General features: G+C 47.3%; 13 protein-coding genes and 1 pseudogene. 9 read left to right on the plus strand and 5 right to left on the minus strand.

What is annotated here, in order from left to right:
* Window positions 1-7: 7 nt before the first annotated feature.
* The 3 genes from uptA to ACY2IG_RS06475 all read right to left on the minus strand — a co-directional run bounded on the left by uptA (window position 8) and on the right by ACY2IG_RS06475 (window position 2911).
* On the minus strand, window positions 8-601 hold the full coding sequence (uptA, locus tag ACY2IG_RS06465; protein WP_035408496.1) for an undecaprenyl phosphate transporter UptA: 594 nt from the start codon (window positions 599-601) through the stop codon (window positions 8-10).
* Window positions 602-725: 124 nt separating this feature from the next.
* Window positions 726-2045 carry a Na+/H+ antiporter family protein gene (locus tag ACY2IG_RS06470; RefSeq protein WP_035409669.1) on the minus strand — a complete coding sequence of 440 codons (1320 nt, stop codon included), beginning with the start codon at window positions 2043-2045 and terminating at the stop codon, window positions 726-728.
* Window positions 2046-2359: 314 nt separating this feature from the next.
* Window positions 2360-2911, minus strand: a complete 552-nt coding sequence (locus ACY2IG_RS06475; protein WP_290787498.1) for a beta-class carbonic anhydrase — start codon at window positions 2909-2911, stop codon at window positions 2360-2362.
* A 336-nt stretch (window positions 2912-3247) separates the two neighbouring features.
* Between ACY2IG_RS06475 and adhE the strand changes: the two genes are divergently transcribed.
* From adhE to ACY2IG_RS06495, 4 genes are all read left to right on the plus strand, one after another.
* Complete coding sequence (gene adhE, locus ACY2IG_RS06480; RefSeq protein WP_462618502.1) at window positions 3248-5842, plus strand: bifunctional acetaldehyde-CoA/alcohol dehydrogenase; 2595 nt, start codon at window positions 3248-3250, stop codon at window positions 5840-5842.
* 191 nt (window positions 5843-6033) lie between these two features.
* On the plus strand, window positions 6034-7434 hold the full coding sequence (locus ACY2IG_RS06485) for a hypothetical protein (protein WP_308101312.1): 1401 nt from the start codon (window positions 6034-6036) through the stop codon (window positions 7432-7434).
* Window positions 7435-7890: 456 nt separating this feature from the next.
* Entirely contained in the window at window positions 7891-10350 is a 2460-nt protein-coding gene (locus ACY2IG_RS06490; protein ID WP_462618503.1) for a bifunctional 2',3'-cyclic-nucleotide 2'-phosphodiesterase/3'-nucleotidase, read from the plus strand.
* Entirely contained in the window at window positions 10347-10487 is a 141-nt protein-coding gene (locus ACY2IG_RS06495) for a hypothetical protein (protein WP_462618504.1), read from the plus strand. Before ACY2IG_RS06490 ends, ACY2IG_RS06495 begins: the two co-directional genes overlap by 4 nt.
* A 132-nt stretch (window positions 10488-10619) precedes the next feature.
* Here the strand turns inward: ACY2IG_RS06495 and ACY2IG_RS06500 are convergent.
* Together ACY2IG_RS06500 and ACY2IG_RS06505 are read right to left on the minus strand one after the other, a co-directional pair.
* A pseudogene (locus ACY2IG_RS06500) lies at window positions 10620-12169 on the minus strand (IS1182 family transposase); the annotation flags it as partial.
* A 164-nt stretch (window positions 12170-12333) separates the two neighbouring features.
* A complete protein-coding gene (locus ACY2IG_RS06505; protein WP_462618505.1) occupies window positions 12334-13215 on the minus strand; it encodes a LysR family transcriptional regulator in 882 nt (293 codons plus the stop codon).
* A 101-nt stretch (window positions 13216-13316) separates the two neighbouring features.
* Between ACY2IG_RS06505 and ACY2IG_RS06510 the strand changes: the two genes are divergently transcribed.
* The 5 genes from ACY2IG_RS06510 to ACY2IG_RS06530 all read left to right on the plus strand — a co-directional run bounded on the left by ACY2IG_RS06510 (window position 13317) and on the right by ACY2IG_RS06530 (window position 17050).
* Entirely contained in the window at window positions 13317-14336 is a 1020-nt protein-coding gene (locus ACY2IG_RS06510) for a ketopantoate reductase family protein (RefSeq protein ID WP_462618506.1), read from the plus strand.
* 13 nt (window positions 14337-14349) lie between these two features.
* The gene (locus ACY2IG_RS06515; protein ID WP_462618507.1) at window positions 14350-15087 is read left to right on the plus strand and encodes an acetoacetate decarboxylase; all 738 of its coding nucleotides are present in this window, start codon (window positions 14350-14352) and stop codon (window positions 15085-15087) included.
* 101 nt (window positions 15088-15188) lie between these two features.
* Window positions 15189-15707: a GrpB family protein gene (locus tag ACY2IG_RS06520; RefSeq protein ID WP_462618508.1), complete on the plus strand. Its 519-nt coding sequence runs from the start codon at window positions 15189-15191 to the stop codon at window positions 15705-15707.
* Window positions 15700-16146, plus strand: a complete 447-nt coding sequence (locus ACY2IG_RS06525) for a DinB family protein (protein ID WP_462618509.1) — start codon at window positions 15700-15702, stop codon at window positions 16144-16146. The genes ACY2IG_RS06520 and ACY2IG_RS06525 overlap by 8 nt, the downstream gene beginning before the upstream one ends.
* A 19-nt stretch (window positions 16147-16165) precedes the next feature.
* The gene (locus ACY2IG_RS06530; protein WP_462618510.1) at window positions 16166-17050 is read left to right on the plus strand and encodes an alpha/beta fold hydrolase; all 885 of its coding nucleotides are present in this window, start codon (window positions 16166-16168) and stop codon (window positions 17048-17050) included.
* Window positions 17051-17169: the final 119 nt, after the last annotated feature.

Consider the following 17169-nt stretch of genomic DNA (forward strand, 5'->3'; position numbering starts at 1 on the left):
TGATGAGTTAAACCGACCGTTGACGGCGTTTATAGAAGAAATAGACGATAATTAAGGCGACGGCAGCAATCAAAACACCATTCGTATATGGTGCAGCGACTTCCTTGATCGAGCGCCAGTTCGTTCCGAGTGTTTCTCCAAGATAGAGGAACAAGATTGACCATGGAATGATGGCAAGAACCGTGTAGAGCGAAAACTTCGTTTGATCCATTTTCGCAAGACCAGCTGGAATCGAGATGGCATGGCGGACGACAGGAATGAAGCGAGCTCCGAAGATGACACCTTGACCGTACTTCAAGAACCAGCGTTCAGCTAAATCCAGATGATGTTCAGAGATCAGGACATACTTTCCGTACTTCAAGATCAATGGACGACCGCCATAGCGAGCAAACCAATATAAGAACAATTGCGACAACAATCCGCCAATGACGGCGGCGACGACAGCGAGTGGCCAGCTAATCGTTCCTTGAGAAATCATGAATCCGCCGTATGAGAGAACGATTTCGCTCGGTATGATTTCAATCATCAACCCGAGGGCGATACCGAAATATCCGAGATCGGCAAGTGAAAGCAAAATCTGGTTGACGATTTGAGATAACACGTAAGACAACTCCTTTGTAATCAGTACATTCCTTTATTTTAGAGAACCGAAGATCAAATGAAAAGGAAAAAAACGGAGACAATTAAAAAGACGGATCCACCATGATAGCGAATCCGTCTTGTTTTTATAACACGACCGCAGCAATCGTACCGAAGATGAGCAACGGAATATTGTAGTGCAAGAACGTCGGAATGACGGTTTCACGCATGTGATCGTGCTGACCATCGGCATTCAAACCACTCGTAGGTCCAAGCGTCGAGTCTGACGCGGGGCTACCAGCGTCACCAAGAGCACCAGCTGTCCCGATGATCGCAACCGTCGCTTCTAAGCTGAAGCCGTACTGGATACAAAGTGGAACGAAGATCGCAGCGATGATTGGAACAGTTGAGAAACTTGATCCAATGCCCATCGTGACGAGAAGACCGATCAAGAGCATGACGAACGCGGCAACAAGTTGGGAGTCGCCCATCAATGCTTTTGAGTTCTCAACGAGCGGTTCGATATCACCCGTCTTACGCAAGACGTTCGAGAATCCGTTCGCTGAGATCATGACAAAACCGATGAATGACATCATCCGCATACCACGCGTGATGACGTCATCCGCTTCACTGAATCGAACGAGACGAAGCAACAAGAAGAGGATGAGTCCCGTCGTTGCAGCAAGAATCATTGATTCCGTCTGCAGTTGAACGATCAATGTCGCAATGACGACGACACCACTTAAGATCAGTTTCGTTTTCGTGATGACCGGGATTTCATAGTCGTCTGGGGCGATATCACGAATTTCATACGTCCGCTCTTTCCGGTACGTATAAAGACCAATCAAGAGACCGACGACCATTCCGAGTGCTGGAATCGCCATCGCTTCGATGACAGAAACTCCCGTCGTATCAAGACCATTAGCTTTAAGGTTTTTCAGTAAAATCTGATTCAGATAGATGTCTCCGAATCCGATCGGTAAGAACATGTACGGTGTGACGAGACCGAATGTCATGATGATCGCAATTCGACGTCGGTCCATCTTCAACTGAGAAAAGAGACCAAGAAGCGGCGGAATGATGATCGGAATGAAGGCGATGTGGATCGGTAAAGCATTTTGTGAACTGATTGCGAGTAACAGAATCGCAAACAAGACGAATCCTTTTAATTTCTTGACCGATGCGGCACTTGCGTTACCACGTGAACGTGCAATCAATGCGTGAGCGAGAGCATCCGGTAAGCCCGTTTTCGAGAGGGCAACAGCAAACGCACCAAGCATCGCGTAGCTAAGAGCGATTTCTGCCCCATCGCCAAGACCACCAGCAAATGCTTCGGTTGTTTTCGTTAAATCGAGACCGCCGACGAGACCGCCGGCGAACGCACTGATGACCATCGCGAGCACGATGTGGACGCGGAAGATCGCTAAGATGAATAGTAAAAAGACGGCAAACAATACGGCGTTAATCATTCGGTAAAACCACACTTTCTTTTGTTATCACTGCACTATACTAAAGTATCTTACAGCCATGGTGGAACACTGTCAAGGATAAAAGTCTGACCTCGTATTAAAGGACTTCACGATAGGCTTTTTAGCTTTGCATAAAAAGTCACATTTTTTTTATACCCGGAAGCATGAGATGAAAAGCGTTTTGATCACTAAAAATGGCTCACACAAAAAAACGTGCCATCCTTCTCTTTTAAAAGAAAATGGCACGTTATCTTTAATTTAAGATGGAGTAGAATATCCAAATCTCGTTGAGTTTCTTCTATAGAGAGCAATCAGCAATCGACGATGTCGAGTTTACCGGTTCCTGGATCGATGACGAGTCCGTGGACATTCGTACCAGGTGGCAGTAAAGGGTGGTTCTTCACGAGGCTGACAGAGTGGGCGACACTCTCCTGAACTGACGTAAAGCCACGCAACCATTGATTTAAATCAACACCTGATACTTCAAGCGTGTGAAGAATCTGTTGGTCGATACCCCGATCCTTCATTTCACTGATCATGTGTTTAGGATCAATCGTGCTCATGCCGCAGTCGTGGTGACCGATGACGACGACTTCTTCGGCACCCAGTGCATACAACGCGACGAGAATTGAACGCATGACGGAACCGAATGGGTGCGATAGGATAGCACCAGCATTTTTGATGATCTTCGCATCCCCGTTCTTAAGACCGAGTGCGTGTGGAAGAAGTTCCGTTAGGCGGGCATCCATACACGTCAGGATGACGACCTTTTTGTCCGGGAACTTATCCGAGACGAACTGCTCATACTGTTTTTCAGCGACGAATCGCTCGTTGAAAGCTAACATTTCCTGTACAACTGACATTCAAGTGTCCTCCTTTAGTGGTAGCTCTTAATATGTACCCCATAATCAGAATACAAGATGATGAAACGGCTATCAAGTCATGAAAATGCGGGTGTGATAAATCGCACACGTCTTCGTATATAGAGCAAAATGACGAAAAAGAAGAATTCACAATAGATGTAAACGTTACCAATGATGTGAGGGAATTCACAGGATGGTCATGCACAAAACAGGAAAAAGGAGTTATGATTGATTTGTGAAGGAAAGCACAAACTATTGAAAAACAGCTTGGCATTCCTGACATAATGGTTGGCAAATCAAACTCAGATTCGTTCCACGACAGGGAGGAAACCACTCATGGCTGTGAAAGAAAAAACAAAATCGACGGCAACGCCGGTCGAACAAGCAATTGGACAAATTGTTGAAAAAGGACAACGTGCATTACAGGAGTTATTGACATTCGATCAAGAAAAAATTGATACGATCGTCCGTGATATGGCACTTGCCGGACTTGAACGGCACGTCGAACTCGCTCGTCTCGCAACAGAAGAGACAGGGCGCGGTGTCTTTGAAGATAAGATGATTAAAAATATGTTTGCGACAGAATACATCTACAATAGTTTACGTCATGAAAAAACGGTCGGGATTCTAGAAGAAGATGTTCAAAATGGCATTACGTATATCGCTGAACCGGTCGGTGTCGTCTGTGGAGTCACACCGGTCACGAACCCGACATCGACGACGATGTTCAAAGCATTGATTGCGATCAAGACGCGCAACCCAATCGTCTTCGCATTCCACCCATCGGCACAACGGTGTTCCGTCGAAGCGGCAAAAACACTTCGCGATGCAGCCATCAAAGCGGGAGCACCAAAAGACTGTATTCAGTGGGTCGAGGAACCATCACTTGAAGCAACGAAAGTCTTGATGAACCATGAAAAAATCGCCATGGTCCTTGCGACAGGTGGAGCAGGAATGGTCAAATCAGCGTATTCAACAGGTAAACCGGCACTCGGTGTTGGACCAGGAAACGTTCCTTGCTACATTGAACAATCTGCAAAAGTCAAACGGGCAGTCAGCGATCTCGTTCTCTCAAAAACGTTTGATAATGGGATGATTTGTGCGTCTGAGCAAGCCGTCATCGTTGACCAAGAAATATATGCAACGGTCCGTGCAGAAATGGAAGCACTCGGTTGTTACTTCTGTACACCGGAAGAAAAACAACGCCTCGAATCACTCGTCATCAAAACCGATACATGTGCCGTCAACGCGGACATCGTCGGGAAACCTGCGACATGGATTGCAGAAAAAGCTGGGATCGATGTTCCGGAAACGACGGTCATGCTCGTCGCGGAACTCGAGCACGTTGGAGCAGCAGAACCACTGTCTCATGAAAAACTCAGTCCCGTACTCGGTGCGTACCGCGTTGCATCCACCGAAGAAGCGTTTTCGATTGCTGAACAGATGCTTGAAATCGGGGGTCTCGGTCATACCGCCGTCATTCATACGACGAACGATGACTTGATGATAGCGTTCGGACTCCGCATGAAAGCCTGCCGGATTCTCGTCAACAGCCCATCTGCTCATGGCGGAATCGGTGATCTTTATAACGAGTTGACACCATCACTGACACTCGGTTGCGGATCATACGGGAAAAACTCTGTTTCTGAAAACGTAACAGCGAAACATTTACTCAACGTCAAGAAGGTGGCGAGACGACGCGTGAACATGCAATGGTTTAAAGTTCCTGAAAAAATCTACTTCGAAAAGAACTCCGTCCAGTACCTCCGGTCAATGACTGACGTCTCACGCGTCATGATTGTCACCGATCCAACGATGGTGCAATTCGGATATGCCGATAAAGTGATTCAAAACTTGCCACAGTCTGTCAGTTACCGAATCTTCGACCAAGTCGAACCAGATCCATCGGTGACAACTGTTCAGACAGGTGCCCAAGCGATGTGTGACTTTAAACCTGACTTGATCATCGCTCTTGGTGGTGGGTCAGCGATGGATGCTGCGAAAGGAATGTGGCTCTTCTATGAACAACCGAACGAAACGTTTTCGAACTTGCGTCAAAAATTCCTGGATATCCGTAAGCGTGCCTACAAATTCCCGACACTCGGTCGTCAAGCGAAGTTCGTCGCGATTCCGACGACGTCGGGTACGGGTTCTGAAGTGACACCGTTCACCGTCATCACGGATAAAGAGAAAAACGTCAAATACCCGATTGCTGACTATGCGTTGACACCCGATGTCGCGATCGTTGATCCGGAATTCGTCATGACTGTACCGGCTTCGATTACTGCTGATACCGGAATGGACGTCTTGACTCATGCAACAGAAGCATACGTATCGGTTCTTGCGAACGACTACACGGATGGACTGGCACTCAAAGCAATCAAGATGATCTTTGACTACTTGCCACGAGCGTACGAGAACGGATCTGACGCAGAAGCTCGGGAAAAAGTGCACAATGCGTCAACGATGGCAGGGATGGCTTTCGCGAACGCCTTCCTCGGAATCAACCACTCGATCGCGCACAAAATCGGTGGGGAATTCCACACACCACACGGACGGACGAACGCGATCCTGATGCCACACGTCATTCGTTATAATGCGTCACGCCCAACGAAACTGGCAGCATTCCCAAAATACGAATCATTCGTCGCCGATGAACGGTATGCCGACATCGCACGTTACCTCGGTCTTCCGGCAGCAACGACAGAACAAGGGGTCGAATCACTTATTCAAGCAGTTGCCGATCTTGGACAACGTCTCAACATTAAGATGTCATTCAAGGCGCAAGGTATTCAAAAAGCAGACTTTGAGGCAAAACTCGATAAGATGGCAGTCGATGCTTTCGAAGATCAATGTACGATAGCGAATCCAAAGATGCCGCTTGTCGCTGAATTACGGACGATCATGGAACAAGCATACGAAGGCATCTAATAGAGAAAAAAATACTATGGCAAAAGATCGTTCAACCGGCTTCTCACTCTGAGAAGTCGGTTTTTGTTTTGGAAATCGATGGAGACAGTCAGAGAAAAGGTGGGATATAATGGCTGTTGAATGAATTTGATGTTTTTGGTTTCGTTGTAGCAGGAATATTCAAACATCAGACATAAAAAGGAGGAAATGGGATGGAGTCAAGGCAAGAAAGGAAACAACGACGGTTTTCCGTCTGGGACGTCCTGTATGGCGTCCTCATCGGTCTCATCTTTTTCGGTGTCATCTACGGTGTGATGGCATTTTTGACTTCACAAATCACCTCATCCTCAGACTATCAGGATCTCGTGAAGCAGATGCAACAGGCGGATATCACATGGAAAGAAACAGACATCACTGTTTCGTTGATGCTTTTGTTCGTCGGTGGGCTGTCGATCACGATGCCGAGCGCAGTCCGAGAAGGGATCATCAATCAGGTGCTGGATGCAAGTTCTGCCGGCGACGTCTTATCGTTGTTTGGGATTGACTTAAAACAAGTCCTCGCGCCATTGACGTTCGATGTCTCTTACGGCACGTTGCTTTATTCTGTTTTTGGTATCGGATTGATCGTCCTGTTATTTTTAGTGTTACGGATTAAGGCAAGTCGTCTCGGTTGGACGATTCGATCGGTCAGTTTCTTTTTAACGGTCGGGATCATCTGGTTCGTCCTTGCCGGACGCGGAAACGATGTCCCGTTCCTTGCGTTACAAGACGGCTATGCGATAAGCGGGATCTTACCGCTTCTTGTCGTCAGTCTGCTTGGTTGGATGGCGTTTTTCCCGCAAAAGTTATCCGGTCTGACAGCTGCCGGACGTGCCAGCTTGCTGATTTTGATGTTCGCGAGTACGCTCCAACTTGTCTTTACGGTGCAGGACGAAGCGGAGTATGACGGTGATTCCTCACTACGAACGGCATTGACCGTTGCGAGTCTGAACGCCGGAAGTGGAGGGATGTATGACTGGATTCATGGTGGACAAGTCGTGTATCAAGCAGACGTCCTCGGAGCGAATGCGGAAATCCCGGTCTCGATGCTAAACGGGGAGACTTCAACGGAACAGCTCAATGACTCGATTCAGAAAGTTGTCGATGGGATTGATACGAATCGGGTGACGGAACAATTGTTGACGTTAGTCGGTGGAGAACGTCCTGATTTATCAGCGACACAATTGAAGCTTGATCCTGTTGATTACGGTGTCGCACGACAGACGATCCAAGCAATTGATGCTGAATCGGCCGGAACGACGGCACCAAACATCTCAAGTGAGAGTGCGTATTGGGTGTTGTTACTCGTGACATTTGTGATTTACTTCGTCTGTAGTATCCGGAGTTTCAAGGCGATCATCGACCCATTCATTTTTGCGATCGCGATCGGTGTCATCAGCTTCATCGTCAGTCAAGCTTCATATGTTCAGTTCGCGATGAAGTGGCGGAGTGACGTCTTATTCGAGTTCGCTCAACAGACGGCAGGTTGGACGGTTCTTTTCGCAACAGGACTTGCGTTACTTGGTGGAATTCTTGGTTATGTCGTCCGGCGGAAACCAGAGAAAACGGTGTAAGGGACGTGGAGTGGTGAAAATCTTATGCCATGAATCTGATCGAAGAACGTTTCTGTCATTTTCGTTTTCCACAGTCGGATAAGCCGCGGTATCCTAAACTATGTTTCGTCTACCGGGTCTCACCTGACCCTGACGAAAGCGAAAAACGTGCTTTCTTTTCCTGTAGGAGTTGAGAATGAACAATTACGTTCTACATCAATTATAAACGATACGTTTTCAGGTTCATGTCCTGAAATGTATCGTTTTTTTATGTGGTTCATCTCATTTGTATCATCTCCTTTTTTTACCATGTGAACCTGATTTGTAAAGGTAAAATCAACAATGTAAAGCCAGTATTTGGAATTGATTAAGTAGGTTAAATAAGACGGATGTCCGACCTATTTGAAAGGACTATTAGCTATAATCGAACCATGCTAAATTAATGAAGCAGTTAAAACTTCCTGGGGGGAAATCCATATGAAAAAAGCTACTAAACTTGTCATCGCATCGACATTGATCGCACCGATGCTCGTACCAGTCGTTCAAGTCAAGACACTTGCTGCCGACAACAGTGTCGTCAAGTTACGCTTCTTAGAAACAACGGATTTACATACGAACTCAATGAACTACGATTATTTCAAGGATGCACAGGACGAGACGATCGGTCTTGTCAAAGCCGCTACAGTCATCAAACAGCAACAAACGGAAGTGGGCGTAACGAATAGCTTCTTGTTTGATAACGGGGATACTCTTCAAGGAACGCCGTTTGGTGATTACGTGAAAAATCAGTACGACAAAGGAAACAAAGGCAAACATCCGATGTACGAATTGATGGAATACCTTGGTTATGATGCAGTCACGCTCGGAAACCATGAATTCAACTTCGGTCTTGATTTCCTTAAGTCAGCGATGAGTGCTTCGAGCGGTTCAATCAAGTTCGTCAACTCGAACGTATTGGATGCCGTTACGAAAAAGCCAATCGTCGCAGACTACAACAAAGATGGAAAAGACTATCAAATCATCGAACGTCAGGTCAAAGACCAGAACGGTGACATGAAAACAGTCAAGGTTGGTGTGTTCGGAGTCGTCACGCCACAAATCATGGCATGGGATGCGGGGAACCTGACGGGGAAAGTCACAGCAGAGGATATCGTCCCAACTGCTAAAGCAACAGCGAAGAAATTAAAAGATGCAGGCGCAGACGTCGTCGTTGCGCTCGCACATACAGGTATTGGGGATACTGTGGATCAAAAAGATGGCGATGAGAATGTCGGTTACGCGTTGACGAAAGTCGCAGACATCGATGTTTTGATGACAGGTCACCAGCACGGCAAATTCCCGGCAGCCGATTCGGCGTTTAATAAACTACCAAACGTTGATGCAACGAACGGCTTGATCAATGGCAAGCCGGTCGTCATGGCGAACACGCAAGGGAAAAACGTCGGTGTCATCGATCTTCAATTGAAGCAAGTTGACGGGAAATGGGTCGTTGATACATCTGGCGCTAAATTAGCGGACGTGACGAAAGACACGACAGCAGATGCAGGTGCAGTCAAATTGATTGAAAAAGCGCATGAAGGAACACTCGCTTATATTCGTCAAGAAGTCGGTACGATCAATGATGATATCCAGAGCTTCTTCGCTCTTGCACAAGATGATGATTCAGTTCAGTTCGTGACGAATGCTCAAAAATGGTATGTCGAGAAACAACTCAAAGAAAATGCGGATCTTGCGAAATATAAAGATCTCCCGTTGTTATCAGCAGGTGCACCATTCAAAACAGGTGGTCGTAACCAAGTCAACGCATCCGATTACACATTGATCAAAAAGGGACCGATCGCACTCAAGAACGTCGCCGATCTCTATGTTTATCCGAATACACTCGAAGTCGTCAAAGTAACAGGTGCTGACGTCAAAGATTGGCTCGAGATGTCTGCCGGTCAATTCAACCAAGTTGGTGGTGAGCAGACAGAGTTGTTGAACAAAGAATTCCGGAGCTACAACTTCGATATCCTCGATGGACTGACGTATGAAATCGACATCACGAAACCGGCGAAATTCGATTATAACGGTGGTGTCGCCAATAAAGATGCAAGTCGTGTTCAAAACATCAAGTATCAAGGCAAAGCGATCACAGACGACCAAGAATTCCTCGTCGCGACGAACAACTATCGCGCAGGCAGTGCGACGTTCCCGGGTCTTGGCGGCGGAAAGAACATCGTCTACAAATCGGCTTACGAAACACGTAACGTCATCTCAGACTTCATCAAAGCGAAACAACCGGTTGATTATAAAGCGGACGACAACTGGTCACTCGTCGCAAGCAAACCGATGACGGTCAGCTTTGATTCAGCGGTTGCAGCTGCACCGTACGTCAAGCGGTATGAAGGTATCACAAATACAGGTGAAACACGTCCAGGTGAGACAGGTACGTTCCTTAAATTCAACATGAATGTGCCGATGAAAGACTTCACGGTCTCGGCAAAAGCAGTTAAACCAGGTGCAAAAGTCGTCACAGGTCAAGCCGTTCCGGGCGCAAAAGTCACGGTCAAACTCGGCGATAAAGTCCTTGGAACAGCAACAGCAAACGAAGCGGGTCAATATGAAGTCGTGACACGTCCGCTTAAATTGCGTGATCAGTTGACGATCGTCTCAGAACTCAGCTTCATGAAAACAGAAACGAACGTCACGGTCGGAACAGGTGTCGTTGCGACACCGGCGATCGATAAAAAATCAGCAGTTTACGGATCAACTATCCTCCGCGGTAAAGCAACGGAAGGTCTTGACGTGACGCTCTATAAAGGATCAACAAAAATCGCGAAAGCGAAAACGACGGCAAGCGGCTTCAAGATTGCGGTCAAAAATGGTCTAACGACAGGTACGTACACGGTCAAATCGTCCGCCTCTACCAAAAAACAGAGTCTGGTTATCAATTGATTGCTCAAGACGTGGCGGATCAGCACGGGAACTACGTTCTGAAGATGCGTCAGGCATTGACGAACGGCTCATATAAACTCAACATCTATACAGCGAAGGATCATCTTGATCAATCACGCTACTTCATCACGAAGTAATATGAAAAAGAGGCTGGGACATAACTAGCTGAATTTAACGAGAAGAAGGAATTGCCATCACTCAGGATGTGCAATTCCTTCTTTTTTCATTGTCTCGCGTCAAGTTGCCCTTCGGGCAACGCTTTGGATGAGCCATTTTCTTAAATTTACGGCCATGAGGATGAAGCCGAGCTCACGCTTCACCTTCGCTTTTCCTCTCACAGAAAAGCGAGTGAAACTCAAATTAGCCTTCAGATATCCAAAAACTGGTTCCACGTCTATCTTCCGTTTCGCATAGAGGGATCCTGTTTTTTGATCTGAAAGCCATTTTTCATCTGTTCTTTTTGTTCTTCCCATGAAGTGTTTATGTGTACCTGTCGGTGACGACCCTCTTTGGCCTTGGTACAACGGGAGCGAAACGGGCAGCCATCACACCCTTCGCTTTCATACACCTTGAAATCACGCGTGAATCCGTACCGATCTGTTCTCTTGGACATGTAATGGAATGTTACGTCCTGTCCATTAGGGCACACAAAACGATCCGACCTTTCATCATAAGACCAGTTTGCTGTGTTAAATGGATCATTGCGCCATTTTCGAGACTTTTCTTTTTCGAACATCGTATAAGGGATGAGTGGAATGCGCCCTCGGCGCATCAGAATATCCTGATAATTCTCCTGACCCCCATAGCCGGCATCCGCAACGATATGCGGTGGTAGTGGTAAATATGAGCTGATCTCATCTAAAAAGGGGAGTAACGTCCGGGCATCCGTCGGATTCGGATAAATATCATAAGCGAGTGTGTACTGTCCTTCGGTCGCGATTTGAACGTTATAGCCTGGCTTGAGTTGTCCATTTTGCATATGATCTTCCTTCATTCGCATGAACGTCGCGTCTGTGTCTGTTTTCGAATAGCTGTTCCGTCCAGCGAGCGTCCTCTTTTAGAGGGCGTATCTCTGTTTACGCTCGATGAAATCTGTAATCTCCTTTCGAAGGAGACGTGGTTCCTTCCGTTCAGAACGTAGACGTTTTCTTTCTTGGGTATCCGAACTCGCCTCGATTTTTTGGTTGATGGAAGCGATATGTGCGTCTAAAGCTTCACCCATGTGTTCGAGTTCTGAGAGAGTGAGCTCGTCCGGGCTTTCTCGTTCAATTTCCGGTAGGATGTCTTGTTCGACGAGGTTGTCATAGATACGATTCGATTTGTCCACGAGAGACGAACTATGACGTTCGATCGATTTCCGCCAAACAAAGGTGTATCGGTTCGCATTCGCCTCTAGCTTTGTACCATCGATAAAGATGGCTTCTTCATTGATTTCTCCCATCTCGACGAGATGGCAACGGAAGGTAACGAAGGCTTGCTTCAAGATTGGAGTGACTGCGGGATGCACTCGAAAACGGTTGATGGTACGATAGCTCGGCGCATTCCCTTGCGCTAGCCACATCATCCGCAGACTATCGGATAGTAATCCCTCAATCTTCCGACCGGAGAAGACCGACTGTGTGTAGGCACATAAAATGATTTTCATCATCATCCGCGGATGATAAGCAGGGCATCCCGTCGTCCGCATGAAAGGATCGAAAACATCATCCGGAATGGATTCGACGAGATGATGGACAGCGAACGCGATATCATTTTCTTGAAGACGAACTTCTAAATCTAAGGGCAGAACCAGCTGGTTCATGTTATAATCTTTAAACATAAGGGCACCTCCGATGGTTATGGTTTGGTCACTTTAACTTTATCAGAGGTTGTCCTTATTTGTTTATTCAGAATCGGTTTTTCGTCATAGAACAAGGCCCTCGAAACGACTACACGTTTCGAGGGCCTTTCGTTTGTGAAACTGAGTTATGTCCCAGCCTCTTTTTATTTGATTAGATATGCGCGTTGCGAAAGTAGAAACAGTTTAATGCGTTCGTACATGATTGCTTGTTCGACCGTCAATTGATCCGTCGCATGCGACATGTAGAGTCGTGACTTTACTGTAAATACATCGTCCGTAATGAAGGGAAGTCCCATCTCCCGACAAACGGAAACAGGAACAAAGCTGTAATACCGTTGCTGGCGTAAGGCGAGCTGAAGTGAGACATCATCGATGTAGTGCGTGGTATCGGCATAGATGTTCAGTTCCGCCATCTTCAATTGGATGAAGCGGTTGTAGTCCTTATTGTGGGAGGGAAACAAAAAGGCAGTCTCCGTTGCATCCGTATAGAGTGCTGTAATCGCTTCTTTCTCTGAATAGGAAGCAGGGTAGGTGATGACGATCTCCTCTTCCACGATTGGTTCACTCGTAATGAGCGGATGTTTGAGTTCCATGAAGCTGATTGAGAAATGGAATTCTTGATGAAGGAGACCGCTCAGGATTTCACGGTTCGAGAGGATGTCCGAGTTGAACAAGGGAGCAGTTTGTGGAAGAAGAAACTCCCGTAGAATCAATTGGATGAAGCGACCATGTGAACTGGCAAGACTGAGTGGTGTTTCCGTTGATGCATCGTTTCGTACCATTCGTTCCTGAACACGTGTCAACTCGTGTTCGATTTTTTCGACAGACTGAAGTAACAGTCGACCATTTTCAGTCAAACTGATCGTTCTGCCTTTTCGATGAAATAATATCGTGTTCAATTCACGCTCGAGTTTCTTGATCGTCGCACTAAGGGCAGGTTGGCTGATGAATAATCGTTCGGCAGCACGCGTTACGTTCAATTCCTCTGCAACGTGACGAAAATAATTTAAATGTAAGAGTTCCATGATACCCTCCTGACATAACCTATAGGTTATCAAAACATATAATTATATATATTTCTGTTTATGATGAAACTAGTATACCGTATATACCAGAGGTGATAGAAATGAAAATCGGAATTTACGGAGCAGGATCCCTTGGAACCATCATGGGAGCTTATCTAAGTCAACAGTATGCGGGTGTCGATTTGATTGATACGAACCGTGCACATATTGAGGCACTGAACACAACAGGGGCACACGTCATTGGTCCGGATTTAACGCAAGCTGTTCATGCAATTCATCCGGATGACATCACAGAGACGTACGATATCATATTATTGCTGACGAAGCAGGTCTACAATGAACCGGTCCTCGCGAAAGTGCGGACGATCTTGAAGGAAGACGGCATTCTCGTCTCCTTGCAAAACGGTGTACCGGAAGAGTTCATTCAACAACAGATTCCAAGCGAACGTATCATTGCGGGATCTGTCGAGTTCGGAGCGACATACGTCGGACCAGGCGAGTCACGCCTGACATCAGATTACGAGCACTTTAAGACGTATGCGATGCAAATCGGTGAACTGGACGGGAAGAAGACGGACCGGATCGTCCAACTGAAGGAAATCCTTGATCACATCGGTGGGACAGAAATCTCTGATAATCTACCGGGGACGAAATGGTCAAAACTCGTCATCAATAGTACGTTCAGCGGGTTATCCGCTGCGTGTAACGGTACGTACGGCGACGTTCTCGATCATCCTGTCTTGTTACGGGCAGCAATCCATACAATGAAGGAAGTTGTTGAGGTCGGTCACGCCCACGGCATCACATTCGCAATGATGAGTACGTTTGAGCCGGCAGCCTATGCGACATTAGACGATATCGATAAAAAATTGATCACTGTACCACGATTGATGCACGGATCACGCGACTTAGAAGCGAGTATGTTGCAGGATTTACAAAAAGGTCAACCGACCGAAATTCGTTTCATTAATGGGATCGTCACGATGTACGGCAAGACGTACGATATCAAACCGCCGTTCAACTCACTCATTCAAGAAATCGTCGAAGAAGCGCAAGCAGCGAAGACAGTTCCTGATTTTGAAACAAGTGTCGCACGCTTTGACACATTATTGAATGCATAAAGGAGGAATTCAAATGAAACAAAGCGATGTAAAGAACGTCGTAGCGACGCCGATCAATGCACCAGTCTTTCCGGCGGTCGATATCTTCTTTCGGAATCGGGAATACTTGAACATCATCTATGAGACGGACATCGAAGCGTTACAAGCAGTCGTTCCGGAACCGCTTGAGGTGCTGAGCAATCAAATCAAGTTTGAGATCATCAATATGCCAGATAGCACCGGTCTTGGGAGTTATCTTGAGTGCGGGCAAGTCATTCCGGTTCGGTATCAAGGGGAAATCGGTGAGTTCTACCTATCGATGTATGTCAATAATCAGCCGGCGATCGCCTCTGGTCGAGAAGTAGCTGCTTTTCCGAAGAAGTATGGTTCACCCCGATTGTATCTAGACAATGATGTACTCGTTGGAACGCTTGACTATCATTCGCTCCGCGTTGCACAAGCGACGATGGGATACAAATACGTTCCGATGGCAGTCGAAGAGGCACAGTCAATTGTCGGTGCGCCGCAGTTCATGCTCAAACAACATCGCGGTTATCAAGGCGAGTTGATCATCTCTGAACTGACACGCAGTCAAATCACGGATCTTGAGATTAAAGAAGCATACCGTGGACCGGCTCGGCTTCAATTGTTTGAACATGTCATGGCACCACTCGCTGACTTCCCTGTTCGAAAGGTCGTCGATGCTCAGCATATCATCGCTGATCTCCGACTCGGTGGACCGGCGAAACTGTTTGATTATCTAAAGGACTAACACTTCTCTAACATCATATGTAGCAAAACGACCTCCAAAACGGATGGTCGTTTTGTTTTACCCTAAAAACTGGCATACTGAGATGAGAGGGGGAGACGATCATGCGACAAGTCATTGTGTTACCTTATCAATCAGAATGGGCGAGTGAATACGAGCGAGAAGCGGACCGATTACGGGAGGTGTTCGGAGTACGTCTTAAGCAAATCCATCATATGGGAAGTACATCAGTTCCAGGACTCGCGGCAAAACCGATCATCGATATCCTGCCTGTCGTCGATGCGCTCGAGGAAATCGAGCAGTTTGATGAACCGATGGAAGCACTCGGTTACGAAGCGAAGGGTGAATTCGGCATGCCGGGGCGCCGCTATTACCGAAAAGGCGGAGACGAACGGACGCATCACATCCATCTCTATGCGACGGGAGATCCTGATATCAAGCGCCATCTCGTCTTCCGGGATTACTTACGCAAACATCCAGAAGAAGCCGCTGCTTACGGGGCATTAAAGGAACAGTTAGCGACAACATATCCGCTTGATATCGAAGCCTATATCGCCGGTAAGGATGCGTTTGTCAAGGAACTCGAACTCCGCGCAATTGCTTGGGGGAACGCGCATGACTGACTGGGAACGTGCCCTTATTCGCCATGTCAGTGTTGGTGTGAAGACGTCGAAAGTCTTGTTTGAGAAGATCGAAGCAAAGGACTGGAACGCGCAACCGATCCCCGGGAAGCGGACCGTCGGTGAAGTCGCCGTCCATCTCGCTGTATTGCTTGAAGCCGATTTGATGCTCTCAGAAGGAGCGACGGCAGAAGCGATGCAGGCATTTTATGCGGAACCGGTCATGTGCAATCAGTTATCAGAGCGAATCGATCAAGCCTTTCGGGTCTATCAAGAAAAAGTCACGGTCGGATTTTTGACGCGTCCGACGTACTGGGGGGTTACCGACTCGATGAACGGCTGGGCGATCGAAGCAGCCGTGCATCTCTATCATCATCGATCCCAGTTATTTGATTACTTGAACATCCTTGGGTACGAACTAGCGATCTCGTTATTTGAATGAATGGAAGTAGGGATAGCGTATGGAATATATCGTCGAAACATCAGCCGGTCGATTTGATACCCGGTTGACGGGAAGTGGGGACGTCACATTCGTCCTCGATCACGGGATGATGTCGAATCGGCATCAGTGGGGTTGGCTCCGAACTGAATTATTGAAACGGGGACGGGTCTTTGAATATTCGCGTCTCGGTTATGGTCGGTCGAGTCGTGGCAAAAACAAACGGCTCTTTACGCATCAGGCGGATGAGTTGGCAGATGTTTTACGGATGCTTCGAGTCGAAGTACCGTATGTATTCATCGGTCACTCGCTCGGAGCCTATATTTCGCTCGCGAGTGGACAATTATTTGCAGACGAGACACGCGGCATCGTCTTGCTTGATCCGTCGCACCCGGATGTCGATGCGGCATTGCCGAACTGGTACGAACGAACGCAAGAAGAGTGGAATCGATTCCTCTATTTTCTTAGTCACATCCGACCGATTGCTTGGATGATTCCTGACCGTCTGGGAAAAAAGATGTTTAGTGTCTTACCGGAGGCTGATCAATTGCCGATGTGGCAGCATTTTGCGGCACCTGGGCATTGGCGGGGAACGCTCGATGAATGGCAATCGGTAGAGGAGAACAATCAGATGATTCTTTCGTTGATCGAAGACGTGACGCAGCCGGTCCTCGTCCTGTCCGCTTCGAACTGGGCGGGTGGTATGCCAGAAAGTTGGTTGAACCCGGCATTGACCGAACAAATCAATGCGGCTCACGCTGCGTTCGCCGACAGTTTACCGAACGGAATGTATCATGTGATTGCAGATACGAATCATTACACGATCGCCGGATTTTCTCACGAGGCAGCGGAGCGGATCACGGATTTGATTGGCTCGACATGGGATTTACCGATTCAAAGTCAGTAGTAAGGTTACGCTCTTTCGTTTAGCTCGAATCGTTTTCCTGGGACAAGCATCGCGCCGGTACACTTCGTTGCAGGGTCGCTCCTGCTTGTATTTCCCTAGGAAGCGATTCCGAGCTTACA

This window comes from Exiguobacterium sp. EF_C8 (assembly GCF_054956715.1).